The 26,130-nt window shown below is 68.8% G+C and carries 18 protein-coding genes and 1 pseudogene; 5 read left to right on the top strand and 14 right to left on the bottom strand.

Annotated elements, in window-relative coordinates; genetic code table 11:
* Nucleotides 1-63: 63 nt before the first annotated feature.
* A complete protein-coding gene (locus tag ACN28I_RS02210) occupies nucleotides 64-1,476 on the bottom strand; it encodes an ELWxxDGT repeat protein (RefSeq protein WP_420940509.1) in 1,413 nt (470 codons plus the stop codon).
* Between the two features lie 230 nt (nucleotides 1,477-1,706).
* On the bottom strand, nucleotides 1,707-2,297 hold the full coding sequence (locus ACN28I_RS02205) for a twin-arginine translocation signal domain-containing protein (RefSeq protein WP_420940508.1): 591 nt from the start codon (nucleotides 2,295-2,297) through the stop codon (nucleotides 1,707-1,709).
* Nucleotides 2,298-2,670: 373 nt separating this feature from the next.
* Between ACN28I_RS02205 and hflK the strand changes: the two genes are divergently transcribed.
* The 4 genes from hflK to ACN28I_RS02185 all read left to right on the top strand — a co-directional run bounded on the left by hflK (nucleotide 2,671) and on the right by ACN28I_RS02185 (nucleotide 6,256).
* A complete protein-coding gene (gene hflK / locus ACN28I_RS02200; RefSeq protein WP_420940507.1) occupies nucleotides 2,671-3,741 on the top strand; it encodes an FtsH protease activity modulator HflK in 1,071 nt (356 codons plus the stop codon).
* Complete coding sequence (gene hflC, locus ACN28I_RS02195; RefSeq protein ID WP_420940506.1) at nucleotides 3,738-4,676, top strand: protease modulator HflC; 939 nt, start codon at nucleotides 3,738-3,740, stop codon at nucleotides 4,674-4,676. The genes hflK and hflC overlap by 4 nt, the downstream gene beginning before the upstream one ends.
* Nucleotides 4,677-4,692: 16 nt before the next feature.
* Nucleotides 4,693-5,478 carry a hypothetical protein gene (locus ACN28I_RS02190; protein WP_420940505.1) on the top strand — a complete coding sequence of 262 codons (786 nt, stop codon included), beginning with the start codon at nucleotides 4,693-4,695 and terminating at the stop codon, nucleotides 5,476-5,478.
* A gap of 253 nt (nucleotides 5,479-5,731) precedes the next feature.
* Nucleotides 5,732-6,256, top strand: coding sequence for a hypothetical protein (locus ACN28I_RS02185; protein ID WP_420940504.1), 525 nt, complete (start codon nucleotides 5,732-5,734; stop codon nucleotides 6,254-6,256).
* 123 nt (nucleotides 6,257-6,379) lie between these two features.
* On the opposite strand, the gene ACN28I_RS02180 is transcribed toward ACN28I_RS02185, so the two are convergent.
* From ACN28I_RS02180 to ACN28I_RS02165, 4 genes are all read right to left on the bottom strand, one after another.
* Nucleotides 6,380-7,138, bottom strand: a complete 759-nt coding sequence (locus ACN28I_RS02180) for a DUF5953 family protein (RefSeq protein WP_420940503.1) — start codon at nucleotides 7,136-7,138, stop codon at nucleotides 6,380-6,382.
* A gap of 1 nt (nucleotide 7,139) precedes the next feature.
* Complete coding sequence (locus ACN28I_RS02175) at nucleotides 7,140-7,739, bottom strand: DUF6310 domain-containing protein (protein ID WP_420940502.1); 600 nt, start codon at nucleotides 7,737-7,739, stop codon at nucleotides 7,140-7,142.
* Nucleotides 7,740-8,297: 558 nt separating this feature from the next.
* Nucleotides 8,298-9,020, bottom strand: a complete 723-nt coding sequence (locus ACN28I_RS02170; protein WP_420940501.1) for a hypothetical protein — start codon at nucleotides 9,018-9,020, stop codon at nucleotides 8,298-8,300.
* Nucleotides 9,021-9,217: 197 nt separating this feature from the next.
* Entirely contained in the window at nucleotides 9,218-11,617 is a 2,400-nt protein-coding gene (locus tag ACN28I_RS02165; RefSeq protein ID WP_420940500.1) for a kelch repeat-containing protein, read from the bottom strand.
* 255 nt (nucleotides 11,618-11,872) lie between these two features.
* Here ACN28I_RS02165 and ACN28I_RS02160 point away from each other — a divergent pair, with 255 nt between their 5' ends.
* The gene (locus ACN28I_RS02160; RefSeq protein WP_420940499.1) at nucleotides 11,873-13,057 is read left to right on the top strand and encodes a hypothetical protein; all 1,185 of its coding nucleotides are present in this window, start codon (nucleotides 11,873-11,875) and stop codon (nucleotides 13,055-13,057) included.
* 77 nt (nucleotides 13,058-13,134) lie between these two features.
* Here the strand turns inward: ACN28I_RS02160 and ACN28I_RS02155 are convergent, their stop codons facing one another.
* The 8 genes and pseudogenes from ACN28I_RS02155 to ACN28I_RS02120 all read right to left on the bottom strand — a co-directional run bounded on the left by ACN28I_RS02155 (nucleotide 13,135) and on the right by ACN28I_RS02120 (nucleotide 26,121).
* Nucleotides 13,135-14,151 (bottom strand): hypothetical protein, encoded by a 1,017-nt coding sequence (locus ACN28I_RS02155; protein WP_420940498.1) that lies wholly within the window; start codon nucleotides 14,149-14,151, stop codon nucleotides 13,135-13,137.
* 109 nt (nucleotides 14,152-14,260) lie between these two features.
* Nucleotides 14,261-15,667 (bottom strand): cytochrome P450, encoded by a 1,407-nt coding sequence (locus ACN28I_RS02150; RefSeq protein ID WP_420940497.1) that lies wholly within the window; start codon nucleotides 15,665-15,667, stop codon nucleotides 14,261-14,263.
* 232 nt (nucleotides 15,668-15,899) lie between these two features.
* On the bottom strand, nucleotides 15,900-17,762 hold the full coding sequence (locus tag ACN28I_RS02145) for an ATP-binding protein (RefSeq protein ID WP_420940496.1): 1,863 nt from the start codon (nucleotides 17,760-17,762) through the stop codon (nucleotides 15,900-15,902).
* A 61-nt stretch (nucleotides 17,763-17,823) separates the two neighbouring features.
* Nucleotides 17,824-19,392 (bottom strand): protein adenylyltransferase SelO, encoded by a 1,569-nt coding sequence (locus tag ACN28I_RS02140; protein WP_420940495.1) that lies wholly within the window; start codon nucleotides 19,390-19,392, stop codon nucleotides 17,824-17,826.
* 90 nt (nucleotides 19,393-19,482) lie between these two features.
* Nucleotides 19,483-20,247, bottom strand: coding sequence for an esterase family protein (locus ACN28I_RS02135; RefSeq protein WP_420940494.1), 765 nt, complete (start codon nucleotides 20,245-20,247; stop codon nucleotides 19,483-19,485).
* 45 nt (nucleotides 20,248-20,292) lie between these two features.
* Nucleotides 20,293-21,894 (bottom strand): PAS domain S-box protein, encoded by a 1,602-nt coding sequence (locus ACN28I_RS02130; protein ID WP_420940493.1) that lies wholly within the window; start codon nucleotides 21,892-21,894, stop codon nucleotides 20,293-20,295.
* Nucleotides 21,895-21,949: 55 nt separating this feature from the next.
* Nucleotides 21,950-24,524 (bottom strand): annotated as a pseudogene (locus tag ACN28I_RS02125) (response regulator).
* A gap of 214 nt (nucleotides 24,525-24,738) precedes the next feature.
* Nucleotides 24,739-26,121 carry a hypothetical protein gene (locus tag ACN28I_RS02120; protein WP_420940492.1) on the bottom strand — a complete coding sequence of 461 codons (1,383 nt, stop codon included), beginning with the start codon at nucleotides 26,119-26,121 and terminating at the stop codon, nucleotides 24,739-24,741.
* Nucleotides 26,122-26,130 lie beyond the last annotated feature (9 nt).

Below are 26,130 nucleotides of genomic sequence, written 5' to 3'. Positions count from 1 at the left end.
GCCCTGCCGCTTCACGGGCATGTCCGGGCGGCCTGGGAGACCTCGTCTCTCCACGCCGGTGACTCAGCGCGGCGGGCAGTACGAGCCCGTCTTCATGGACCAGAGCGCGTTGTCAGGAGTCTCACCGGATGCCGTGAGGAAATAGACGAAGCCCCCCGCTCGGACGAAGGACCCGGCCGGTGCATCGAAGGGTCCCACGCCGGGCTCTATCGGCGTCGAGCCACCGCCGGGAACGAGGTCCGCCACCCGCCGGGGCCGGTCCTCGAACACCTTCCAGGGCTCGCTCCCGTGCACGCCGTCATCCGCCACGAAGTAGAGCTTCCCGTTGGCCGTCGCGAGCCCGTAGGGGAACGAGGACGGCGCTCCAGGCCGGATGTCGATGGAGAGCCGCGTGCCCGCGGCCGTGCCATCCGTCACCCACAACTCGCGGCCGTGCACGCCGTCATCCGCGACGAAATAGAGCTTGTCCCCGAGGACCGTCATGTTCGTCGGAAGCGAGCCCGCCGATTCCCCGGGCCGGAGGTCCACGAACGGATGGGTGCCCGCGGGCGTGCCATCGCTCTCCCACGGCTCGAAGCCCCGGGGCCCGTCCTCGGCGACGGCCGTGAAGAAGAGCCGCCCGTCGAACGCGGTGAGCCCGAAAGGCGGGGCGATCAACCCGAAGTTCCGCAGCAGGACGGCGCTCCCCCAGGTGCCATCGCTGCTCCACAGGTGGGAGGGCTCCCCTGGCGCCAGCTCGTCGGTGAAGAAGAAGACCCGGTCCCCCACCGCGGTCAATTGGGTGATGCCGATGCCGCTCCCCGAGGCCCGGAAGAGCTCCACCAGGGCTCCTGCGCGGGAGAGCCGGAACACCCGCGGGGTGTCCGGGTCCGCCACCGTCTCCGCCATGAAGACGAGATCCCCGCTCTCCGTCTCCACGCTGCCAGAGGGCCGGATATGGATGTCGAGCGCGGGAGGCTCGCCCAGGATGCGACGGCTGCCCGCGGCCGTGCCGTCGGTGAGCCACAGCTCGTCCCCCCTTCCGGGCACGGGCCGGATGACGAGCAACCGGCCCCGGTACTCCCTCAGGGGATGGGCATTCGTGAGCTGCGGCACGTCCACCGGGTGGGTGCCGGACGCCGTCCCGTCGCTCCTCCAGAGAACGCCGTTGGAGAAGAAGAGCAGCCCCCGGGCCTCCGTGAGCGCCCGCGGGCCCTCGGGTGCGGTGATGGGCGCGAGGGTCTTGACCCTGACCGTGCCGGATGCCGTCCCGTCGCTCCTCCACAGGGACCAGTCCGTGGAACTCACGACGATGAAGAAGAGCTGGCCTCCCACGGCGACCATTCCCTCCGGTCCCTGGATGCGCGTGAGCTCCAGAACCCGGGTGGCCGGAACGCAGTCCGCCGGCGCCAGTGCGGCATCCACCTCCGCCGCCACGCTCCGGGTGAGGCTCAACGCCAGCAACACCATCGGTAGCGGTCTGAATCCCGGCCTCATGGTCAACCCTCCCCCGAGGCACGAAATGCCCCGGACCCGAGGGAAGCTGTAGCCACGCGAGGAGACTCGGCACCCGCGCCAGAGGAGCAGAGCGGCGTCACTCAATGGACAGACGCCTCGTCCCCGCCGGCCGTCGGACATTGGAGCCGAGCTGGCACCCCGGTGCAAGGCCGTCACCGGGGCACAGGGTTCCGCCTCGCGCTTCAACGAGGCCGAACCGCTCGCTGGAACTAAGTCAGGTGGGTCTCGATGACGAGAATGACGGCGATGATGAGGAAGCCGATGAAGATGATCGGAATCCGGGCGGCGTCATTCCCGTCATTCCCCTCGTCGAGCTGCGCGGCCGCATCGCTCGCCTGCCAGATGCGCTCCGCATACTCCGGGTTGGCCTCCATCTGGGCCTTCGTCTGTGCGAGCACGCTGGAGAAGTACTCCCTCCCAAGCTGCTCCATCGGCTGCGGCCTGGACAGCGTCGGCTCAATCTCGGACGGCGAGGGGAACCCGCAGGTGCGCTCCATCACCCGTGTCGCCTTCAGGTAGAGCGCCCCGCTGAGAAGGGCCCGGTCCTCCGCGCTCAGCCCCGGAGGAGTGGCAGTGGAGATGAACTCGGTGATGCTGACGAGCCCGGGGAGGTCTGGCTGCTCCGCCTGGAGCGTGGAGATCGTCCTCACGAACTCCTGGAGAAGGTCGTCCGCCTCCGCGGCCTCCGCGCGATTGCTCGTCCCTAGCAGCAGGCCGCCACCCGCGGCGCCCAGTGCGGAGGTGCGCAGGAAGCCTCGGCGAGAGAGAGAAAGTCGCTTGGAGCCCTCGTGTTTCGACATGGTGAATCTCCCTGCTGGACCATGCCCCCTCTGGGGGTCGATTCCATGGCCAGACTGGAGAAATTATATCATCCAGAAATCCAAGTAAAACGTCGGAGGGGCGATTTGCCCCTGCCCCCCGCTGCCTCTCAGGAGGTGTGCGTCAGCCCCGGGCTCATGACGGGCTTCACCTTCGACGCGCCCGCCGTCGTGGAGCTCCAGGACGAGGTGCGGCTTTCTCACGTCCAGGCCTCAGCCGTGCGTCACTCCCACAGCGCCTGCTGCGCTGACCCCCTGGGCCACGACTGTCCGATGTCCGAGCGATCGGGCGTGATACGGCCGGGCCACTCCGATTACTCTTGCCTCCCCGCCCGGATGCCTCCAAGAGCAATGGATGGCATGGAAACCACAAATCCTCGGAGGACCGGATCCCCAGCAGAATGATCCGGAGGAAGCCCTCCGCAAGCTGTTCGAGAAGTTCCAGAAGGGCGGTCTCGGACGACTCATCCTGTTCTTCGCCCTCGGCGTGGTGGTGGTGACGGGCCTCTTCACCACGTACGCCCAGGTAGAACCCGACGAGGTCGGCGTCATCCTCCGGCTCGGCCGCTATGTGGGCACGGCCGAACCCGGCCCGCACTTCCGCCTGCCCTTCGGGATTGATCAGATGATCAAGGTCCCGGTGCAGCGGCAGCTCAAGGCCGAGTTCGGCTTCCGCACCGAGCGCGTCGCCAGCAGCCGCGCGACCTCCGCCACGAGCGAGGCGGACGCCCGCCGCGAGTCCCTGATGCTCACCGGCGACCTGAACGTCGCGGTGGTGGACTGGATCGTCCAGTACAAGATCAAGGATCCCTACCAGTACCTCTTCAAGGTGAAGAACGTCGAGGAGATGCTCCGCGACATCTCCGAGGCGTCCATGCGCGCCGTGGTGGGAGACCACTCGGTCAACGAGGTGCTCACGACGGGACGCCAGAAGGTGGCGACCGAGGCGAAGCTGCTGCTGCAGGAGCTGGCGGATCGCTACGAGACGGGCGTCGACATCCAGCAGGTGGTGCTCCAGGACGTGAACCCGCCCGACCCGGTGAAGCCCTCCTTCAACGAGGTCAACCAGGCCATCCAGGAGAAGGAGCGCGCCATCAACGAGGCCCTGGCCGAGCTCAACCGGGAGATCCCCCGCGCTCGCGGCGAGGCGGAAGAGACGCTGCGCGCCGCGGAAGGCTACTCCATCGAGAAGGTGAACCGGGCCATGGGCGAAGCCGAGCGCTTCACCCGCATTCATGACGAGTATCGCAAGGCGCCCGAGGTCACCCGCCGGCGCATGTACCTGGACACCATGAGCCAGGTGCTCCAGCGCGCTGGCCAGAAGGTCATCTCCGACGAGTCCAACAAAGGCATCACGCCGCTCTTGCGGATGGATGGCACCAGCGCCGTTCCCGCCGCCGCGGTCATCAAGGAGCAGAAGCGATGAGCATCCGCGCCCTCGCCCTGACGGTCCTCGGTCTCGCCGTGGCCGTCCTGGGCTTCTCCAGCCTCTACACGCTCGACGAGAACGAGCAGGCGGTCATCACCCGCTTCGGCCAGCCGCGCGGAAACGCCGTCACCGAGCCGGGCCTGCACTTCAAGGCCCCATTCGCCGACACCGTCAACCGCTTCGACAAGCGGTGGTTGGACTGGCGTGGAGATCCCAACCAGATTCCCACCAAGGACAAGAAGTACATCTGGGTCGATACCTTTGGCCGCTGGCGCATCGTCGACCCGCTCCGCTTCTTCCAGCGCCTGCGGGACGAGCGCAACGCGAAGTCGCGCCTCGACGACATCATCGATGGTGAGACGCGAAACGCGATCGCCTCCTACGCGCTCATCGAGGCGGTCCGCTCCTCGAACCGGCCCTTCGAGGACGACGAGTACGCCTCCGATTCGGAGCGCGGCGGGACGCTGGAGAAGGTGTCCCTTGGACGCGACAAGCTCACCCGGCAGATCCGCGTGCGCGCCGCCGACATCGTCAAGGAGTTCGGGGTGGAGCTGGTCGACGTGCAGATCCGCCGCATCAACTACGTCGACGAGGTCCAGGTGAAGGTGTTCGAGCGGATGATCTCCGAGCGCCGGAGGATCGCCGAGCGCTCTCGCTCCGAGGGCATGGGCCGGGCGGCGGAGATCCGCGGCGAGCGCGAGCGCCAGCTCAAGGAGATCCGCTCCGAGGCGTACCGCAAGGCCCAGGACGTCACCGGCCAAGGCGATGCCCAGGCCACGAAGATCTACGCGGAGGCCTTCGGGAGGGATCCGGAGTTCTTCCAGTTCCTGCGCACGCTCGAGGCCTATCCGCAGGCGGTGGACGGCTCGACGGCCATGTTCCTGGGGACGGACTCCGAGTTCTACCGGTACCTGCGCAGCTCGAAGAAGTAGCCCGGAGCGAGCCGGCATGGATGAGTCCGAGCGGGAGCGCCGACGCCTGGAGGCAACGATCGCGAGGCTTCAGCGCGCGGCCGAGGCCAGCACGGGTGCGGCCGAGGGGGCCCGGTGGAAGACGGGAGCACTGGCCGCCGCCTCGGTGGCGGCCCTCCTCTGCGTGCTCCTCGTCCTGAGACGGGGCCCCCCCTTCATGCTCCTGCTCGCGATGTTGTTCGTCTTCTTCGCGGCGGGGCTCTGGTGGCTCGCGGGGCAGCGCCGTGCCGAGCCGTCCACGGAAGCGCGGGACGAGGAGCTGCTGCGGACCGAGGCGGCCCTCCGGGAGATCCTCGAGGCGCTCCAGCGCGCCCCGAGCGCGGTCCGTGGCTTCGTGCGGGACGCGGAGCAGGCGCTGGAGGCCATCTCACGCGGAGCGCGGGCACTGGCGCGTTGTTCCGCGTCGCTTCGCGCGCTGGAGGAGGGGCTCAGCGGGGAGCGCATCGAGAGCGAGCACGCCGAGCTGCTGTCACGTCGTACCGCCACGTCGGATCCGGACGCGCGGCGGATCCTCGAGCAGGCCCTCGCCGTCAGTGAGCTGAAACGTCATCGGGTGAGGGAGCTCGGGGCCTACGCGGAGCGCCTCTCCGCCGAGCGGCTGCGGATCCGCCACGCGGTGGAGGCGCTGCGGCTGGACATCGAGCGGGCCCTCGCGGCCGACCTGACTCAATCCGCCGAGGACGCCGCGAGGAGTCTCGGCCGGCTCACGGATGAGATTGGCGCGATCGCCGATGCCCTGGAATCCGTGAGCGCGCTCCACTAGACCGCGCTCGTTTGGCTGGCTGTGGCGGCTTGCGCTTCAACACCACGCGGTCTGGGGCGGCCCCTGTACGGCGCTCAGGGACGCGCTAGGGTAAGGGCTCCTCTCGCCCCTCCCGCGCATGTTCATTGGTCACGTTGCCCTCGGTCTGGCCGCGAAACGCTTCGCGCCCCAAACACCCCTCAGCCTCCTGCTGGCCGCTCCGCTCGTTCCCGATCTCCTCTTTCCCCTCCTCTTGCTGCTCGGATGGGAACAGATGCGGATCGCTCCAGGGGCGCACGGGTTCCTCGCGATGGAGCTGGTGCACATGCCCTACAGCCACAGCCTGCTGGCCTCCGGGGGTTGGGCGCTCCTCCTCGCCCTGGCCTGGTTCGCGTGGCGCCGGGATGCGCGCGGGTCGCTCGTGCTCGGGCTGCTCGTCCTCAGCCACTGGGTGCTCGATGCGCTGACGCACCGACCCGACATGGCCCTGCTCATCTCCGGGGGGCCGAAGGTCGGGCTCGGCCTGTGGAACTCGATCCCCGCCACTCTCGCCGTGGAAGGAGCCCTCTTCGCGTTCTGCGTGTGGCAGTACACCTCGGTCACCCGTCCCACCGGACGGGCAGGTGTCATCGCGCTCTGGTCGCTGCTCGGCCTGCTCGTCGTCATGCAGCTCCACACCGCGCTCGGACCGCCTCCTCCGGGCTCGGAGCCCATGGCGTATCTCATGCTCGCGATGTGGCTCATCCCGGCCTGGGGGATGTGGATCGAGCGCACGCGCTCGCTCACTGCCCTTGGTTGAGCACTCCTCGGCACAGTCGCTCGCGCGTCCACCGGCGTCGCGGTGGGCCAGGTGGCGCCAGAGCCCAGGTACCGCGCGCGGAGCTGCCAGAGCGCTCCGGACTACGGCGAGCCGTGCCGAGCCTCAAGGGGTGGAGCGCCCGCCGATCTCCGGGAAGCGCTCGTAGGCCCGTTTTAGCGCGTCCAGATGGGCGGGGTTGTCCAGGTCGAGCGGCGCATCGGTGAGCCTGACAACCCACCCGCCCGTCCCGGTACGCCGTGAGCGCGCGAGCAGCTCCGCGTCGCGGGCAGGGTCCGGAAAGCCGATGGCCCGTGCGGCAGCAGCCGACCAGTAGTTCAGCCACCCCAGGTGATGCGGAATCTCGGGCGCGAGGATGGAGTCTGGGAACCTGAGCGCTGGCAGCCCTCGCGGTGGAACTCCTGGCTTACGCACCGGATCGGTCGTCTGCCGCGAAATCTCCACGGTCGCCTTGGAGGGCGTGGCGTGCCCCCAGTACGCACATGCGCCTTCCCCTACGGCCGCCAGCACATCCGCTGCCGCCGCAAGGCCGGCTGCATGCACTGGCAGCGATGCATGCACTTCAAAATGCGGCGGGCCTTCTGCGGAAAGACCGTTCGGATTTTCGAGTCCAAAAATCGTCACAGGGTGGGCGTCGTCATCGTTGCAAAGGAACGGAAACCCTCCGTCTGTCCTCTCGGACGCGACCCACGCATCGCGGTGGGGTACTGCAATGAGGTCGTCCTTCTCCGAGGTTGTCCACCGCAAACGCAATCCAGGAAACGCACGCTCCATTCCATGAACTATAGCAAGCGGACGCCCATCATCGCCTACGAGCGCAGGCGCGTACACGCTGATAGTAATGTCCGTTAGATCAAACTCCATATCAACACCACTCCATCACGACAATGGTGAGGGTTCTATCCAATTTCTCAAGTGCTTCTTTGTGTGCGGAGCTTTTGACGCCCACAGCGAAGTTATAGCCACACTCCTTGGCGAGTCTGGCTTCGCGTCGGATTCCCGGCAGCTTCACTTTGGCGAAGAACGCTTGTGAGCGAGGCGAGTGTATATCGAAATCATCATTCTTTACCTCCCACAACGTGCGCGTGGCCAGTTGCAGCGCATCAAATTGCTTGCCGTCAACGAGCACGTCCCAACCGGAGAAGCTGTTGTACGGAATTCTGTCGGCGCACTTGTTGTGATCGTTATTTCCGCCTCGGTGCGGCACCGGAACGGGCATGCACTCCGGGCGGCGATCTCGCTCCGAGGTTTCGGTTGGCCCCACGGGAGGGAAATCCGGCCCTTTTGGCTCCGGCCTGGGCCTTTTTTTCGGCGAGGGTTTCTGCGGAGCAGGTCGCGTTTCAGGCGCGGGCTGCGTTTCAGGCGCGGGCCTTACTTGGGGACGGCCCCTCTTCTCATACGCATCCAGGGCCTCTTTGATGACGAATCCCACCACCACCACGCCCGCGATGATCACCGTTCCCACGACGATCTCCGGCGCCGCCAAGACACAGAGTCCGACGCCCACGGCAGCGGCACCCGCTGAGGCGACCGCGCATCGTCCCGTGGTGTCGTGAAATTTGATCCGGTCATGGTCGAGGGCAGGAAAGCACCTCTCCACCAGCACGGGCCAGGGCTCGGAAGCTTCGCGGACGGAGCACCGCCCCCCGTCCGTCCAGGGCAGCGTCGCCGCTCGCTGGAGGTTGGCGAGCCTCGGGTCCCGGGCCGCTGACTCTCCTGGGCTCGGCGTTGACATAGCGCAGGCTGAGACAAAGAGCAGAAGTGCGATGCACGCTCGGAGGCGCATGGCGGGTCCTCGAATCAAGCTAGGACCTGGAGAGGCCTGGCGGGGATGTCTGGAGTATGCCAGCGCGAGCCGACAGCGACGAACGAGCACGCGAGGCAAGCCCTTCTGCCCGTCGCGGTGCCGCGCGCTCCTGTCACCAGCCTGGACGGGGATGGCGGCTCCGAGCCCCGTTGAGGCGTCGAGCGGGGCGCTCAGCACATCGGCGCGTATACCGGCCAGATGAGGAGCACGCCGTTCTCATCGCTGATGGGAACCCAGCCCACCGGGGCGAAGCTCTTCATCCAGATCGATCAGCTCGCCCACCTGCATGAAGTTCCCGTGCGTCTTGATGATGCGCAGGTCGCCCACCACGGCGCCCGCCCTGCGCGCGGGATGGGACGGGGAGAGGAGATGCCAGCGGGCCTCGGGCCTGGGTGCGCCGTACAGCCGCGTCTCCGAGCGCGGGGCCAGGTCATGGACGTCGATGCCCGACCAGGCCCACTCCCGTGAGGCGAACGAGGTGAAGCCCACCTGGGGCTTCTTGCCGTTGTCCTTGTCGAGGCGCAGCCAGGCCCGCTCGTTCGTCCGAGCGTCGATGACGACGTGGACGTAAGCGCCGCGCTGCTCGACGGCGGGGAACTTCCGCAGCGCGGTGAAGTCGTAGTCCCAGCCGCTGATCGGACGCAGCGCACTCAGCGGCCTCGTCCCGCCGGGAGTGAAGCCGTCTTCTCCCGGCACGAAGACAGGAAGCTCCCCGTCGAACCCCCGAATGGGCAGGGTCTCCTGCCCGTCGAGCACCTGCTCCGGGCCGGTGAACACCGAGACGAAGGCGATGCCGATGACGCCCCGGAGCGACTCGTCCGGGATCTCCGAGCGGGTCAGGTACATCGACTCGTGGGGCAGATCCGCCCGGGCCGGGGAGGCGGTGAGCAGCAGGAGGGCCGGCAGGGTGAACAGGAGGGCGCGGGGCAGTGCGTTCATGCCCCGGGTGCATTGCAGCCCGTGGGCCAGCGCCGGAGGGCTGTGTAACCCTCCGGAACTCCTCGGGGCGCGGGCCGGGTGTGTCCCCGCGGCCACATCCGCCGTCGCCACGGGAGCACCCATCACCATTCGGGGGTGGTGGGTGCTCGCGGGAGCCGGGTCCCTACCTGGCCCGCCTCACGTGGGCACGCTCGGGCTCACGGCGTGTAGAGGACGGAGCTGGTGAGCGCGCCTCCCGAGTAACCGCCCGCCACCAGCACCCTGCCATCGAGCAGCAGCGTCGCCGTATGGGAGTAGCGGCCCTCGGGCATGCTCGTGGTGTAGGACGAGACGGTCGTCGACGGATTGTAGAGCTCCGAGAGAATGGAGGTGGCACTGCTGCCTCCCGTCACCAGCAGCTTGCCGGAGTTCAGCCTCGTCACCGCGTGGTTGCTGCGCACCTGGAGGAGGCTGCCCGCCGGCGTCTGGCTGTAGAGCACCGGATCGTAGAGAGAGAAGCCGCTGCTCGACACCAGCAGCACCCGTCCCGAGGCCAGCGGCAGGGCGTGGGTCCAGCTCCCCGAGAAGCCCGTGGCTGTCGTCCATATGTCGAGCGCCGGATCGTACAGTTCCACGGCCGGGCTCCCTCCACCGCCCAGCACCAGCACCTTGCCATTGGGCTGCAGGAAGGCGAAGTGCTTGGAGCGGCTGCTCGCCATGCTCGCCACCGGTAGCCAACTGTTCGTCGCCGGATCGTACAGCTCCGGGATGGGGCCTCCACCGGCCGAGGTCGTGCCGCCGATGACCAGCACCTTGCCATTGGGCAGCAGCGTCGCCGTGTGATGGAAGCGCTTGAAGGTCATGGGCGCTGCCGCGGACCAGGTGTTCGTCGCCGGCTCGTAGATTTCCACGGAGCCGAGGGCGTAGGGGGCGTCTCCGGAGGTGCTGGTGCTGCCGCCGATGACCAGCACCTTGCCGTTGGGCAGCAGTGTCGCCGTATGCCATGCCCGGCCCTGGGCCATGTTCTTCATGGGCGCCCACGCCCCCGTGGCCGGATCATAGGACTCCGCCGACGTCGGCGCCCCGCTGCCGAAGCCGCCAATGACCAGCACCTTGCCGTTGGGCAGCAGCGTCGCCGTATGGGAGTACCGTGCCGTGAGCATGTGCCCGGAAGGCGTCCACACGGCCACCGGGTCGGGATCCGTGGACGTGCCCGCGTCCGGTGTACCCGAGCCCGTGCCCGCGTCCGGTGTACCCGTGCCCGCGTCCGGCGTGCCCGGGCTGCAGTCCACTCCGCTCAGCACCGTGACATGGAAGGTGTGCGAGGCGGTGAACCCGCGGGCGTTGGTGACGGTGGCGGTGATGCGTGGAGGCCCTCCCACCGGCGAGCATGCCGGCGCCTTCCAGAAAACCTCGCTCGAGCTGAGGCTGCTCACTGGAGTTTCCAGCGTGCCGGCGCTCGCGGTCCACGAGAAGCCGAGGGCGCTGCCATCCCCATCCTCGGCCAGCACCCGGAGCAGGGCGGAACTGCCACCCAGCACCGTCTCGGCGGATTGGTGGGTGAAGACGATGCGCGGCGGGAAGTGGGCCACCGCGCCGCTGCCCACGCACAGGCGGAGAGTGCCCGGGGTGCTGCCCCCCCGCGCATCCGTGACAGTCACCGTGACGGGGCAGTTGCCGCACGGGTCTCCCACCGGCGCGGCGCTTGGAGTGAAGGACGCGGTGGCCGAGGTGGCGTCCGTCCACGTGCCCGCGCAGGTGGAGCTCCACGAGTAGGACAGCGCATCCGACTCGGCATCCACCGCCAGCACCGTGAGTAGCGACGTGGTGCCCACGGCCACCGGCGAGCGCGACGTGGTGATGCGCTGCACCGTGGGCGAGCTGTTGAAGGACACGTGCACGCTGGCGTTGCCGTAGCCCGCGCCGGGAGCCGTGTCGGTGACGGTAATGTCCACGCTGATGGAGGCCGACGCGCCCCGCGAGTCCGTCACCGTCACCGTCAGGGTCACCACTCCCGCCGTCGCGGGCGCCGTCCACACCGTGGACGCCGCGGTGCTCGTGCTGAAACCACCGCCAGTGGCCGTCCAGGCAAGGGAGAGGGTGTCGGTGGCATCCGGATCGTGCGCCGTGGCGCTCAGGTTGATGCGGCCTCCCGGCAGTACCTTGCTCGACGAGGCGACCAGCGAGTCGATGCAGGGCGCCGTGTTGTCGAAACCACCGCCGCCATCCACCGACTGCAGCGTGAGGGCCACCACCTGCGTCACCCCCTCATTGATGGTGACCCCCGTGGCCTGGCCGCGGAAGCGCAGCACTCCGGCCGCGTCGAAAGCCTCGGCCGTGAAGGTGCGGTCCGGACCCGCGGGGATGCGGTACATGGTCCCGCTCCACACCTCGCTCGTGCGCGTGAGCCAGACGGTGTTCGCCGCCACGTCCGCCGCCGTGAGCGTGACCGCCAACCGCGTCACGTTGTCTCCCGTGAGCGCTTGCGGCACGGAACCCACGAACTGCACGTCCCCCGTTGGCAGCTCCTGCTCGGGTATTGGCTGGGTGCAGCCCGCGGCCAGGAGCAGGCCCGATACGAGCCAGAGCATCGTCTGGCGAATCGCCTTGTGTTGCATGGTTACACTCCGTCGAGAAAGCGCCACCACACGTCAACGCAGTGGCCGGCAGAGCGTAAGGGTGAATCTCCATCCTCCCATGAAAATGATCGCCGTCCGGAGACGGTGTCCCGTACGCCTCGGCGTCTTCTTGCGATGCTCCACGGCGTAGCCCGAGAAGCTCATATCCTCGCGCTGTTCCTCCAAGCGCCCGCTTCCCGATAAGCTGCCGCGGCATGCAGCACCCGGCCCGTTCCAACCACGAGGTGACGTGACATGTGGCTCGCGCTCGCACTCACGCTCCTTCTCGCCGCCGTCATCTCCGGGCTCATCGCGTGGTGGCTCCGCCCGAAACCGGCCCCCTGCCAGCCCCAGCAGTACGACGCCGCGCCCCAGCCGGGAACGTTCGCCGTGCGGGCCCTCGAGTCGATGCCGCCCATCGCTCGCGACACGCCCGTCCTCGAGGCCCAACCCCCTGAATGGCGCGAGGCCATGGCGCAGGCGGGCCTCCGGCTGCGCCGCGCCGGGGTGCGCCACGTCGTCTTCGTGCACGGCACCTTCGTCGGCCATGACCCCACCCTGCTGCTCTCCGCGCTCGAGGGGCCCCTCTCCGCGCTGGGCCCGGGGCTCATGCCTTCCCTGCAACGCCTCTCCAAGCTCCCGAGCGATCGCGTCCTGCGCGATCTCGGCAACTACACCCCCGAGTACGTCTCCCTCTTCCAGAAGGCGCTGGGCGCCGACATCCCCACCACGCGCTTCGTCTGGTCCTCGGCCAACAACCACGTCGCCCGCCTGCGCGCCGCCGTGGACCTGCTGCGCCTCCTGGCCACCTCGGACCTCGGGCGCAAGCGGGCGCTGCTCCTCGGGCACAGCCACGGCGGCCAGGTGCTCGCCCTGCTCACACAGCTCGTCTACCCGGCGCGGACCGCGGAGGCCCTCTGGCAGGCCGTGCGCGACGCGGGCGAGCCCACCGAGGCCCTCCAGGACATGGCGCGCACGGTCGCCCGCGCGAAGCTCGACATCGCCACCTTCGGCATGCCCCCGCGCTATGGCTGGGCCACGGGCCGGCAGTGCCGCCTCCTCCACGTCATCAATCACCGGGGTGCCGAGCCGCGCGGGAGCACCGTCGCCGGCGTCCTCCACACCGAGAACGGTGACTACGTGCACCAGTGGGGCATCGCCGGCTCGGACATCCCGCCGGGCAACGCGAAGGAGCGGGAGCTGGCCGCCCGGCTCGATGCCATCCTCGGCGTGGGCTACGACGTGAAGGCGTGGCTCCAGCACGTGCGCCACGGCGCGCGCGTCCCCCGGGACGGTTTCAGCTACCTCGTCGACTACGGCGACCGGGGCACGGGCGCCCTGCCCAATTGCCTGGCCACCTGCTTCGGCCACGGCGTCTACACGAGCTACGACTCCATGCTCTTCAACGCCCGGCTCCTCGCGGACCATTTCTACCGGTAGCCCCCGGATGAGCCAGCGCTTCCGGGAGGCGCGAAGGCTTCACCCGCCTCCGCGTCCACCCCGAAGCGCGGTCGAGGTCACTCGGCCCAGTAGGTATCGGTCATCACGCTGAAGCCGTTCACGGTGTCGACGAAGATCGCGACGCTGTGCCCGCTCCAGGGATCGTTCGCGTAGCCGAAGTAGCAGCCCTTGAACGAGCGCCCCGCGGTCAGCGCATCGAGGTTCGCCATGCCGGCGGCGATCACGCTGCTGGGGATCTGGTTGTTCCGGTTGGCCGAGGACACCGTGTTGAGGATCTCGTTACGCACCTCGGTGGCGTCGGCCAGGTAGGGCCGGACGCTCGCGCCAGACGGGACGCTGCTCGGCTCGAGCCCGAAGCACTCCAGCCCGCCGTACTGGTAACGGCCGTTGGTCGTCACGACCTGCCACCAGTCGAAGTGGCGCGCCATGGTCGCTCCGCCATGCCCCCAGTCCCCCTTCAGGTTCACCTCGTTGATGAGCGCCTCGAGGGGCCGGCTCAGCGTGGCCGAGTTGCGGATGTTGCGCAGGCCCACATCGCCGATCCCCGCGACATTGGAGATGGCCTGGACCGACGTGAACGGACGCAGGGTGAGGAGGTTCACGGCGCCGTTCCACGCGTCCGGCAGGACGTCATGCAGCTCGCTGTCGCTGATGGTGTTCACCAGCGAGACGATCGCCGCCGCGTCATCGGTGGAGACCGCGAGGCCGTCCAGGACGCCGACGCAGCTCGAGCCGATGAACCCCTGGGCCCGGGCCCCGCCCGCGAGCTGCTCGAGACGGGCCTGACCGACCAGCCGGACCGAGGACACGTCCGCCAGGGACACGAACGGCGAGGACGCGCGCCGGGTGACGAGGTTGGTGACGACGTCGCTCGGCAGGTACGCATCCAGCGTCGCGAACGAGGCCGTGTTCGCGAAGGTGAGGATGCCCTGGCACTCCGGGGGCACGTCCACGTCCGTGCCGGTGAGCCGCGCCTCCTGCTGCGCGATGGGCTCGGAGGACGGCGGGACTTCGCTACCGCCGCAACCTGCGAACAGGCTCACGGCGAGAAAGGCTGGGCCAAGACGACGCATGGGGGGTCTCCTCTTGGGGGAAGAACGACAGGGGGAACCCTCCCATACACCAGATGTCCCCGGATCCGGAACGATCTCGGAAAAAGCTGGAGAGCTGGAGGACCCTGCCCTACCTCGCCTTCAGCCGCACCCACACCCCGTCCTTGGTCCGCATGCTGGTCCCCAGGTGGAGCACGGGCTCGCGTCCGGGCACGGCCGACATCTGGAAGCGCTGGGTGAGGCGCGAGAGGATGAGTTGCGCCTCCATCAGCGAGAAGTCCTTGCCGATGCACAGCCGCTGGCCGGCGCCGAAGGGAATCCACGCATGCTTGTGCCGCCCCTCGGAGCGCGCCGGGGTGAAGCGGTCCGGATCGAAGCGCTCCGGATGCTCCCAGACCGACGGGTTGCGGTGGATGAGATGCGAGAAGGCCACCACCATCCGGCCCGCCGGAATCCGGTAGCCGTCGATCTCGTCCTCCTCCTGCGCCGTGCGGGGCAGCCAGTACGCGGGCGAATACATCCGCAGCGATTCCTGGAACACGTTACGGGTGTGTGACAGCTTGAGCAGATCCGTGAAGACCGCCGTGCGCTGGCCGAGCACCTCATCCACCTCGTCCTTCATCCGCTGGGAGGTTTCCGGATGTTGCGTCAGGAAGTGGAGCGCCCAGGTCAGACCCGCCGCGGTGGTCTCGTACCCGGCGACGAAGAGCGCCACGGCCTCGTCCCGGAGCTGCGTGTCCGTCATCCGCTCGCCGGACTCCGTATCCACCATGTTCAACAGCAGGGAGAGCAGGTTGTCCTCTTCCTCGGCGCCCTTCCGGCCCCGCTCGATGACCTGGAAGACGATCTCATCGAGCGACCGGAGCGCCTGCCGGTAGCGGGCCCGGCCCGGGACCGGCATCCACTCCGGCAGCTTGTTCGTCATCATCCCCATCATCACGTAGTCGATGATGTAGGCCGCATCCTGGCCCACCCGCTCCGCCTCGCTCGTGCTCAACCCGCTGCCGAACATGGCGCGCACGAGCACGTTGATGGTCAGGCGGGACAAGGCCGGGGCCACGTTGAAGGGCTCGCCCGCATTGGCGGCCGCCTCCCACTCCTTGAGGCTCTCGTCGATGGCCGCCGTCATTTTGTCCGTCAGCGTCACCAGCCGCTTGTGGTGGAACGCCGGCTGGACCATGCGCCGCTGCCGCTTCCAGTACTCGCCCTCGCTCACCGGCAACCCGTTGCCCAGGAAGGTCCGCAGCGACTCCCAGATGGGGCCGCCCTTGGCGTAGTTGCGAAGCTGGTCCACCAGGATGTGCTGCGCGTGCCGGGGGTGGCACATGATGATGGCTTCGGTGAAGCCCAGATCCAGGGTGAAGACATCCCCATGCCGCCGCCGTGCCGCCTCCAGGAAGTCGAGGCGATCCTTCAAGAGGGAGGGCAGGGCCCCGACCAGGGGGAAACCCGTCACCCTCGGGGGATCGACGGGAGGCAGGCTCGGGGGCACGTCGGGTGTCTGCTGCTTCAGGGCCGCGGAGTCATTGTGGTTCATGGGCTGTCCCCCCCTTGTCGTGATCTGGAATTGAGCACCGCTCGGGCGCCTGGATCACTGTTGGGACTCCTACAATACCGCAGGAGTCGGCTTGGGAAAACGGGGTTTCACCACCTGGGGGATAGAGTCCGGTGTACGGGGAAGTACGGACTTACGCGGAGTGCTCCTGAGCGGACACACCGTCTCACCCGGACACCGCCACCACGAGGAGCCGCCTACGCATGCCTACATTTTATTCTGGTTCTGGAGCGCGGGGAAGCTCGAGGAGGAAGGTGGCGCCCTGGCCAGGGCCGGGGCTGGTGCACGTGAGCGCACCGCCCATCTCCGCCGCCGCGAGGGCACTGGTGTGCAGCCCGAACCCGTGCCCGTCCTTCTTCGTGGTGAAGCCCTGGGAGAACAGGCGCGGCATGCTCTCCGGAGAGATGCCGATGCCGTTGTCCGTCACCTCGATGCGGAGCTGCTCTCCCGCCATGGACCTGCCAACCCGCAGGGTGAGCTTCTTGTCCTGGCGGCCACTCTCCTGGAGCGCATGCCGCGCGTTGCTCAGCAGGTTGAAGAGGATCTGCAACAACTTGTGCCGATCCACCAGCACCGGCGGCACCTCGGCGTACTCGCGCCGCACCAGGATGCCCTGCTTCTCGAAAGAGAACGCGTTCAGCTTCAGCGCGTCATCCAGCAGCCGCGCCACCTGCACCTGCTCCATCACCCCCATGAAGCGCGCGTTCTCCTGCTGCATGCTCACCACGGACTTCATGTGCTCCACGCTCTCGGTCAGGGCCTGCACCTCCGCCATGAGGGCCTCGCGCTCCTGCACGAGTTGCTCGGAGACGGCGATGACGTAGGAGGGGAGCTGCCGCCCCCGCTCGTCCTCGGTGAGGAAGGTGACCAGGGACGGGAGGTGCGCCTTGAGCAGCTCCGAGGCCCGCGCCAGCCCCAACACGCGCGAGCCGCGCAACCGCTCGCCCACCACCCCCACCGACACGTTCACGCTGTTGAGCGTATTGCCCACGTTGTGCAGCACCCCCGTGGCCACCTCCGCCATGCCCGCGTGGCGCGAGACGTCCAGCAGGTTGCGGTGCAGCTCGGCCAGCCGCGCCTCGGCCTCCTTGCGCTCGGAGATGTCCCGCGCGAAGAACGTCACGCCCACCACCCTCCCCTCCTTGCTCAGCACGGGGCTCGCGGTCGTCTCCAGCGTCCGGGACCGGCCCTCCAGCAGGAACTCCACCTCCGTGCGGCCCCGCTGACCCGTCAACGCCTGCTTGAAGAGCACCAGCAGCGCCCCCCAGGGCGGCCGGGGCACGGGTGGAAAGAGCGGTGCTCCGGGCGGCAGCTCGCCGCCCGTGAGCTGGGAGATGAGCCGGAGCACCGGCTGGTTGGCGGCCACCCGGCGGCCCTCCGTGTCCAGGGACATCACGAAGTCGTCCGTGCTCTCGATGAGGCTGCTGAGCTGGCCCTCGCTCTCGCGCAGCGTCTCCATCGCGCGCTTCAGCGCCGAGTGGGCCTGCTCCCGGGAGGTGCTGTGCAGCCAGAACAGGCTCCAGCCGATCAGCAAGGCCACCACGGTGGAGCTGTTGGTCGCCCAGGCATCCACGTTGGCGAAGAGGGGCCACTTCGAACCGAAGCCCGAGTGGTAGAGCTGGTGGAAGAGCCCCACGCCCAGGCAGGCGATGGCGGTGAAGACGAAGCCCAGGCGCCACCCCAACAGGTAGACGGCCAGCAGGGGAATCAGCATGGCCGTCGCATGCGAGGGGACCCGCAGGTCGTCCGAGATGAGCGTCACCCCCAGGAAGGCGCTCGTCAGGAACACGCACACCAACAGGGCCGGAACCCGGAACGAGTGCAGCGTGCGCACCAGGACCAGCACCAGGACGTAGCTGGCCGTCGCCACGAGCGCCACGACGGCCACCGACCGGCTCTCGTGGATGCTGGAGTACTTGAGACTCACCCAGAAGAGGAGGTTGAGCACCGACATGCCCAACGCGGTGACCACCAGCACCCGGTATTGGCTGAGCTCATCTGGAGGCAGCTCGCGCTGCCTGGGTGTCAGGAACGCATCCACCCCGGCGATGAGCCCTCTGCGTAGGCCTTGAAGCATCTCCTGGGGTTGCCATGTCCGCCGTCTCCCCGTCAATCCGGGGGGGAGGAAACCGGCGGCCTCAGGAGCTGCACGAGAGCGCCGAGCACCCAGGCTTCGAGCGCGCCCAATCGGGACGCTTCGCCGCGTAGGCCTCGCGTCCCGGTTGCTCGTCGAAGGGCCGGCGCATCACGTCCAGCAGCTCGTGCACCCGGGTGTCGTCACCCTGGTGCGCGGCGTCGATGGCCTCCTGCGCGAGCCAGTTGCGCATGACGTACTTCGGATTCACCGCGTCCATCCGCCGTGCGAGCTCCGAGGGGGGCGCCTCTTCACGCCGGGTGCGCTGCCACCACGCCGTCAGCCACTCGAGCACCCGGGCCTCGTGCTCCTCCGGCACCTCCTCGTAGAAGGCGTGGCGCACCACCCGGGGCAACTCGCGGGGAGCCTCCGGCGCCGTCACCACCTGGGACAGCCCGCGGAAGAAGAGCGTCATGTCCGTCTCGTACGCGGCGAGCCACGCGAAACATTCATTCACCAATGCAACGTCGGCCTCGCTCTCCAGGGAGGACAGCCCGAGCTTCGCCGAGAACCGCCGGGCCAGCTCGGCCGAGAAGGTGCGCTGGTACTCGGCCAGCCCTTCCTCGACCAGGGCCTCCTGGGAGTCGAGGAGCGGGAAGAGCGCGATGCCCAGCCGCTGGACGTTCCACAGGCCGATGTTGGGCTGGTTGCCGTAGCGGTAGCGGTGCTCCATGGCATCGGTGGTGTTGGGCGTCCAACCGGGATCGAAGTCCTCCAACCACCCGTAGGGCCCGTAGTCGATGGTGAGGCCGAGGATGGACATGTTGTCGGTGTTCATCACCCCGTGCACGAACCCCACCGCCTGCCAATGCGCCATGAGGCCGGCGGTGCGCCGGGCCACCTCGCGGTAGAAGGCGGCGTAGCTCTCCTTCGAGGGCGCCCCCAGCTCGGGGAAGAAGTTCTTCAGGGTGTAGTCGGCCAACTGCGTGAGCAGCCCCACCTCACCGCGGCTGGTGCAAAGCTCGAAGTTGCCGAAGCGCAGGAAGCTCGGAGCGACGCGGCAGACGATGGCACCGGGCTCGGCCTCGGGATGGCCGTCATAGAACATGTCCCGGATGACCTGATCCCCGGTGGCCACCAACGACAACGCCCGGGTGGTGGGCACGCCCAGGTGGTGCATGGCCTCGCTGCAGAGGAACTCGCGGATGGAGGAGCGCAGCACCGCGCGCCCATCGGCCCGGCGGGAATACGGCGTGCGGCCCGCGCCCTTGAGCTGCAGCTCGTACCGCTTGCCCTCGGGAGCGAGCAGCTCCCCCAGCACGATGGCGCGGCCGTCTCCGAGCTGCCCCGCCCAGTTGCCGAATTGATGCCCTCCGTAGTTGGCCGCGTACGGCACCATGCCCGGCCACAGCGCGTTGCCCGAGAGCACCTGCACGAACTCGGCGGACCGCAGCGTCGCCTCGTCGAGGCCGAGCAGCTCCGCCACCTCTTTCGAGTACGCCACCAGCCGCGGCGCCGACACGGGCGTCGGCTGCACCTTCGACCAGAGTGCGCCGTGGACCTGGCGCGGCCGCGCGTCCTGGAGTGGATCCCCGGGGGTCGACTCGATGAATCGGGACGTGAAATGAGGCATTCGGAATGCATGCCTCCGCTCATCCGGTGATGCAACGAATAGTTTCCGGGCAAGGGAGCGGCTGGTGCCCGGTACCTTCAGCGGGCGGGATCAGTACCCGAGCCGCTCCGCCATGTAGTGGTCGAGCTGCCGGTACCAGGTGGGCCAGTCGTGGGGCATGTCGTGGCCCCAGATGTCCAGGTTGTGGGGGACGCCCCGCTGGTGCAGCAGGTGGCTGAGGTGCTCGGAGTACCCGGGGTTCTCCCACTGGCCGCGGCTCGTCACCAGGTGGATGCGGCTGTGGTGCCGGATGAGGTCCATGCCATGGCCCTCGGGCAGGTTCGGAACGTACGAGACGGGGTTGTTGAAGTAGACGTCGTCGCTCCAGTAGCCGTGGAGGAACTCCCCCTGGAGATCGTAGAAGCCGCCCAGTCCCAGGAGCAGCTCGAACTGGTCCGGGCGCCGGAAGAAGGCGTTGGCGGCGTGGAAGGCCCCGAAGCTGGCCCCCGCGGCGCCGAGGCGCGCGTGGTCATTGCCCAGGCAGCGGCGGATGTGCGGGACGACCTCGTGCTCGATGTACTCCGAGAAGCGCGCCTGGTTGTACGCCTTCTGGTGGATGGGCATGCCGTCGTTCATCCACGCCCAGGGGTTGATGCTGTTGATGCTGAAGATTTGCACACGGCCGGCGAACAGGTGGTGGGCCACGCTCTGGATGAGCCCCATGCGCTCGGCCTCGAGGAAGTCGCCTCCGGCGGTGGGGAAGAGCAGCAGGGCCGGGCCCCAGTGGCCGTAGCGGGCGATGGGCATGTCCATGCCCAGCCGGGGGCTGTACCAACCGAAGAGCTCACGGCGCAGATTCGGATCGACGTGTGACATGAGGGGGCTGATTCCAGAAGAACCCCCCGCTGTAAAGGCGTTTCCTCAGGAGGAGGCGGGCGGAGGAAGGGGGCTCTCGTGGAGGGTGAAGTAGAAGGTGGCGCCCTCCCCCACCCGGCCCTCGCCCCACACGCGGCCCCCGTGGCGGCGGATGATGCGCTGCACGGTGGCCAGTCCCACCCCGTGGCCTTCGAACTCCTGCTGCGTGTGCAGGCGCTGGAAGACACCGAAGAGCTTCTTCTGGTACGCCATGTCGAAGCCCGCCCCGTTGTCCCGGACGAAGTAGAGGCGCCCCGTCCCCTCCCCCGGGAGGGTGCCGAACTCGATCTCCGCCACCGGCCGCTCGCGGGTGAACTTCCAGGCGTTGCCCATCAGGTTCTCCAGCACCAGCCGCAGGAGCTGGTCATCCCCGCGGTCCACCAGCCCGTCCTGGATCTGGAAGCGCAAGGTGCGCCCGGGCTGCCAGCGCTGGAGCTGATCCGCGGTGGAGCGCGCCAGCTCGGACAGGTCCACGTCCACCTCCACGAACTCGGCGCTGTTGACGCGGGAGAGCGCGAGGATGCCGTCGATGAGCTCGTTCATCCGCTGGGACGAGGCCCGGATGCGCTGGATGTAGTCCCGGCCCGTGGCGTCGAGCGTCCGCGCGCAGTCCTCCGTCAGCGCCTGGGTGAAGCTGGTGATGCTGCGCAGCGGAGAGCGCAGATCATGGGCCACCGAGTAGGCGAAGGCCTCCAGCTCGCGGTTGGAGAACTCGAGCTGGGCGGTGCGCTCGGCGATGCGGCGCTCCAGATCCGCGTTGAGCCGGCGCACCCGCTGCTCGTCCTCGCGGCGCCGGGTGATGTCCGTGACCATGGCCAGCGAGCCCAGGTATTGCCCGCTCTCGTCCTGGACGGGGCAGGCGGTGATCAGCGTCCAGATGGGTGAGCCATCCTTGCGCATGAGCCTGAAGTCATCGACGAGGACGGCCAGGCCCTCCTCGCGCTGCGCCTCGAGCTTCTCGTCCGAGCGGGTGTGTTCCTCCTGGTAGATGAACTCGAAGAGATGCCTGCCGAGGATCTCCTCGGGCGTGTAGCCCAGCAGCTCGGCCGCGTACCGGTTGACGTAGGTGGTGCGCCGCTCGGCGTCGATCATCCAGACGCCTTCCTGGGCCGTCTCCACCATGAGCTGGAAGCGCAGCTCGGTGCGGCGCTTCTCGGCCTCGGCCTGCCGTTGGCCGTGGGTGTCGCGCAGGTTCGTGATGGCTCCCAGGATGTTTCCCTGGCTGTCGCGCACGGGCCTGGCCGCCACGCGGCAGTGCCGGCCCTCGGGGTGGACGGCGTTGCGGATGAAGAGGTCCACCGCGGGCGGCTCCTCGCCCTTCAGGGTGCGGTACAGCGGGAGCTGCTCGGAGGGGTATGGCGTCCGCGCATCCGGGTAGAAGAAGCCATACCGCTCGCTCCACCGCTTCGGCTCGGAGTCCGAGAACTCGACGCCGAGGATTCCGCGGGCCGCGCCGTTGGCGTAGACATGGCGGCCCTGGGCGTCGACCACGAACAAGCCCTCGGTGGAGTTGCCGAGGATGGCGCGCAACAGGGGCTCGTGCTGGGCCTGGAAGAGACTTTCGGCCACCTCGTCAGGAGGGATGGCCGGCTTGGACGGGGCGGTCATGGGGGGGCACCTCGGAAATCGTGGGCGAAGATAACCCGAAGAACCACCGGTGTGGTCACACCGGGCGTGGAGGCGGGGCCTCGCTTCCTACCCGCTCCAAGGCACTCTTGAGCTCGGGGAGCGCGTAGGGCTTGGGGAGCAGCACGGCGCCCTCCACGCCGCCGCCCGCGGTGACCACCGAGGTGCCATGGCCCGAGGCGATGATGACGCGCAGTCCGGAATGCTGGCGGACGGCCTCGTGGGCCAGCTCCACTCCGGACTTGCCGGGCAGGCTCACATCCGTGAACAACACGTCGAAGCCATCCGCGCCCAGCGCCGCATGGGCCGCTTCCGCGCTCGCCACGGCCAGCACCCGGTGGCCGAGCACCTCCAGCAGCTCGCAGGCCGAGTCCCGGATGTCCTCGTCGTCCTCCACAAGGAGGATGCGCAGGGAGCCCGTCTTCACGGGGGCGGCCGGGGACGTGCGTGAGGCGAACCGCTGCTGGCGTTGACGGAGGAGCTGGCGGAGCTTCCGGGCGAGATCCTCCCTCCGGTAGGGCTTGCTCAGCAGGCTGACGCCGGGATCCAACCGGCCCCCATGGACGATGGCGTTCTCCGTGTAGCCCGACGTGAACAGCACCTCCAGGTCCGGAAGGAGCACCTTGGCCTGCCGGGCGAGCTCCGGGCTGCGGACCGGGCCCGGCATGACCACGTCGGTGAACAGCAGATCCACGGGCATGCCGCTCTGGATGACGGCCAACGCGCTCTGCCCGTCGGCGGCCTTGAGCACGCGATAGCCGAGCTCCGTCAGCAGCTCCACCACCGTGGCCCGCACCTCGGGATCGTCCTCGACCACCAGGATGGTCTCGGTGCCTCCCTCGATGGGGCCCATCACCACGTCGGAGGGCGCCACCTCGGCCTGGAGCGAGCGCGGGAGGTAGATCTTGATGGTCGTCCCGTGCCCGACCTCGCTGTAGATCTTGACGTGGCCGCCCGTCTGCTTGACGAAGCCGTACACCATGCTCAGGCCCAGTCCGGTGCCGCGGCCCTCCGGCTTGGTCGTGAAGAACGGCTCGAAGGCGCGCTCCATGACCTCCGGCGACATGCCGCTGCCGGTGTCGGAGATGGCCAGCATCACGTAGTGGCCGGGCACGACGTCCTGGTGAAGCAGGGCGTAATGGTCATCGAGCATGGAATTGCCGGCCTCGATGGTCAGCTTGCCCTCCCCCTCCATGGCGTCGCGGGCGTTGATCGCCAGGTTGAGGATGACGTTCTCGAGCTGGTTGGGATCGGCGAGCGTGTTCCAGAGGCCGCCCGCGATGACGGTCTCGATCTCGATGCCCTCGCCCAGGGCGCGCCGCAGCAGATCTCCCATGCCCCGCACCAGCCGGCCCAGATTGATGGCGATGGGCTCCAGCGGCTGCCGCCGCGCGAACGCGAGCAACTGGGCCGCGAGCCGGGCACCGCGCTCGACGGCGCCGACGGCCGTCTCCAGGCGCCGCTGGGCCCGCTCGTTGCCGACGATGTCCCGCTGAAGGAGCTGGAGATTGCCGCCGATGATCTGGAGCAGGTTGTTGAAGTCGTGCGCCACCCCGCCGGTGAGCTTGCCCACGGCCTCCATCTTCTGGGACTGCCGCAAGGCGACCTTGGTCTGGCGCCGCTCGGCCTCGCTCTCCCGGAGGGCCCGGGTGCGCTCGCGGACCAGCTCCTCGAGGTGCTCGCGATGCTTGCGAAGCTCGTCCTGGGCGCGCTTCTGCTCGGTGACGTCGTGGCCCTGGCAGAAGATGCCCGAGACCGTCCCATCGGGCTCGACGACGGGCTGGTACACGAAATCCACGTACGCGTCCGTGAGCGGTGCTCCGGGCTCGCGCTGCACGAAGAGCTGCTGGGCGCGGCCGCCGACCGGCTCTCCCGTCGCGAAGACCCGATCGAGCAGCTCGAAGAAGCCCTGCCCCTCCACCTCGGGAAGGGCCTCGCGGACGGTCTTGCCGAGAATCTCCCGGTGGCCCACGAGCTGGTAGTAGGCCGGGTTGGCCAGCTCGAAGACGTGCGTGCGCCCCCGCAGGAACGCCACGAAGCCCGGCGCCTGCTCGAACAGCCGGCGGAGGAGGCGGCGCTCGTTGTCCAGGAGCTTGTTGGTCTCCTGAACGAGGTGCGCGCGGTGGAGGACGCCCGCCTCCATCCGCTCCAGGGAAGCATCCGGCTCCCGGGCTGCTTCCACGGCCCTCACGGTCTGCTGGAGCCGGTGCAGATCGGTCACGTCCACGGTGTGCTGGAGGATGAAGGCCACCTCACCCCGTTCATCGAGGAGGGGCGTGTGGGTGGCACTCCAGTAGCGCTCCTGGATGGCCACGCCTTCCCCTGTCTGGAGCGGGACGCGGTAGGGAATCAGCGCCAGGGTGTCCGGCTCCCGCGTGGCCAGGACCCGTTCGAGCGACGTCCGCAGCAGGCGGGCGCTGGCGTTGTGGGGATCCGCGGGATCATGGGGGAACGCCTCGAAGACCTGGCGCCCCAGGAAGCTCCTCAAGGCGGCTCGCCGTCACCCGGAGGTAGGCCTCGTTGGCCGCGACGTACCGCAGCTCGCGGTCCAGCAACATGTAGGGGTTGGGGGAGCGCTGGAAGAGCGCCTGGAAATCGATGGTGTCGGACATGGTTGAGCGCGCCTCGGCCGCGAGACGCTAGCTGCACCAACAATCACAGGTCGGAGATTCCATCTTCTATGTTGTGCACCCCATATGAGGAGAAGTTCACAGCGCTAGAGGGGCCCCTTGGACCCCTGCCACCGCGTGCCCCTCGGGGTGTTCGTCCCCTCAGCGGCCGTGCCTTCGGGCGCTCCAGGCCCGGCCGCCGAGGCTCACGCCGGGGCTACCGGCCGACGTCGAACTCACCCGCGCGCAGCAGGCCGTCGATGGCGGGCGTCACCTCGGCGGCGGCCAGCTCGGAGGCGCGGACCGCCGGCATGCGGATGTCCAGGCCCCTGGCGAGGCGGTGGTACAGGGTGTTGGTGCCCAGCGAGTAGAGCTGCAAGCCGCGCAGCGAGTAGGTGCCGTCGAGCTTGGACAGGCCCGCGTGGCCCGCCTCGAAGCGCAGCGTCAGGGTGTGCGTGCCCGCGCCGAGCAGGTCCGTCACCTGCGCCTCGGCCACCGGCCGCTCCACGCCCTGGGCATCCGTCGCCACGAGCGTGCCCGTCACCTCGTACCGGTCGAGCGCCTGGCTCTCGAGCACCACGTCCAGCTCGAGCGCCGTCACCTTGCCGCCCGCCTCACGCACCAGCCGCGTCTTGCCCGCCGAGGCGATGCGCGCCGTGGGCACCGCGAAGCCGAACGCCGTCTGCCCCAGCCGGTCGAAGTCCTGCCCACCGGCGTTGCCCACCGCGCGCACTTCCAGCACCCACGCGCCCGGCTCGTCGCGCTCGTCCATCACGCGCGACACCATGGCGCGGTGCTCGTTGCCCGCCTTCACCACGGGCACCGTGCGGACGCGCTCGAAGCGCGGGTTGTACAGCGAGGCCTCGTAGCGCACGTGCTTCACCGGCTCCGCCGACGTCACGCCCACCGTCACGTAGCCGTCGCTGCCCGGGAAGAGCTGCATCGCCGAGGCCGTGAGCGACAGCTCGATGGACGAGGAGGGCTCGCGCACCTCGATGGCCAGGCCCAGCGCGGCCGCCTTGCCGCCCACCTTCACCTTGTAGAGGCCGCGGGTGTTCTTGGCGTCCATGCGCAGCAGGGAGATGGGCCGGGAGATACCCTCGGCCTTCATGCGCTCGGCGTCCATGCCCAGCGCGGCGTGGGCCGCGCGCGACGCCCGCTGATCCGCCCGGAGGCCCTGGGGATCGAAGAGCGCCACGTCGTGCAGCGCCTCCTCGCCCAGCTTGGGGTTGTTGCTCTTGGGGATGAACATCACCCACGCCTCCTCGGGCGCGGTGATGGGGAGCTGGACTTCCGTGGGCGCCGAGCCGGGCGCCACGTGCAGCACGGTGGACTTGGAGCGGCGCGTCTCGGGGGCGAGCGGCGCCGCCAGCGGCTGCTTGGGCGAGGCGGGGTTGGACACGGACACGAGGCCCTTGCCGAGGGCCTCGGTGGCATCGCGCGCGTACAGCTTGCCCGGGGCGACGTCACCCGGGGCGAGCGGGGCGCCCGAGGCGCTGCGCAGGGTGGAGGACACGTGGGGCTCCTGGGTGAAACCCCCGAGGAGGAGGACGGCCAGCGAGAGGCCGGCGGACTGAAGGATGGAACGGTGCAGGGTCATGGTCGTTCT

It is taken from the genome of Archangium gephyra (genome assembly GCF_049060025.1).
Classification (GTDB): Bacteria; Myxococcota; Myxococcia; order Myxococcales; family Myxococcaceae; genus Archangium; species Archangium gephyra_A.
This window is presented reverse-complemented; position numbering and strand designations above follow the sequence as displayed.

Excerpts from the sequence above, each read along its gene's own strand:
- ACN28I_RS02170 (WP_420940501.1), bottom strand. The coding sequence starts at position 9,020 with ATGAACGCACTGCCCCGCGCCCTCCTGTTCACCCTGCCGGCCCTCCTG.
- hflC (WP_420940506.1), top strand. The coding sequence starts at position 3,738 with ATGAGCATCCGCGCCCTCGCCCTGACGGTCCTCGGTCTCGCCGTGGCC.
- ACN28I_RS02160 (WP_420940499.1), top strand. The coding sequence starts at position 11,873 with ATGTGGCTCGCGCTCGCACTCACGCTCCTTCTCGCCGCCGTCATCTCC.
- ACN28I_RS02205 (WP_420940508.1), bottom strand. The coding sequence starts at position 2,297 with ATGTCGAAACACGAGGGCTCCAAGCGACTTTCTCTCTCTCGCCGAGGC.
- hflK (WP_420940507.1), top strand. The coding sequence starts at position 2,671 with ATGGCATGGAAACCACAAATCCTCGGAGGACCGGATCCCCAGCAGAAT.
- ACN28I_RS02165 (WP_420940500.1), bottom strand. The coding sequence starts at position 11,617 with ATGCAACACAAGGCGATTCGCCAGACGATGCTCTGGCTCGTATCGGGC.
- ACN28I_RS02185 (WP_420940504.1), top strand. The coding sequence starts at position 5,732 with ATGCGGATCGCTCCAGGGGCGCACGGGTTCCTCGCGATGGAGCTGGTG.
- ACN28I_RS02135 (WP_420940494.1), bottom strand. The coding sequence starts at position 20,247 with ATGTCACACGTCGATCCGAATCTGCGCCGTGAGCTCTTCGGTTGGTAC.
- ACN28I_RS02130 (WP_420940493.1), bottom strand. The coding sequence starts at position 21,894 with ATGACCGCCCCGTCCAAGCCGGCCATCCCTCCTGACGAGGTGGCCGAA.
- ACN28I_RS02180 (WP_420940503.1), bottom strand. The coding sequence starts at position 7,138 with ATGGAGTTTGATCTAACGGACATTACTATCAGCGTGTACGCGCCTGCG.
- ACN28I_RS02190 (WP_420940505.1), top strand. The coding sequence starts at position 4,693 with ATGGATGAGTCCGAGCGGGAGCGCCGACGCCTGGAGGCAACGATCGCG.
- ACN28I_RS02155 (WP_420940498.1), bottom strand. The coding sequence starts at position 14,151 with ATGCGTCGTCTTGGCCCAGCCTTTCTCGCCGTGAGCCTGTTCGCAGGT.
- ACN28I_RS02150 (WP_420940497.1), bottom strand. The coding sequence starts at position 15,667 with ATGAACCACAATGACTCCGCGGCCCTGAAGCAGCAGACACCCGACGTG.
- ACN28I_RS02140 (WP_420940495.1), bottom strand. The coding sequence starts at position 19,392 with ATGCCTCATTTCACGTCCCGATTCATCGAGTCGACCCCCGGGGATCCA.
- ACN28I_RS02120 (WP_420940492.1), bottom strand. The coding sequence starts at position 26,121 with ATGACCCTGCACCGTTCCATCCTTCAGTCCGCCGGCCTCTCGCTGGCC.
- ACN28I_RS02210 (WP_420940509.1), bottom strand. The coding sequence starts at position 1,476 with ATGAGGCCGGGATTCAGACCGCTACCGATGGTGTTGCTGGCGTTGAGC.
- ACN28I_RS02145 (WP_420940496.1), bottom strand. The coding sequence starts at position 17,762 with ATGCTTCAAGGCCTACGCAGAGGGCTCATCGCCGGGGTGGATGCGTTC.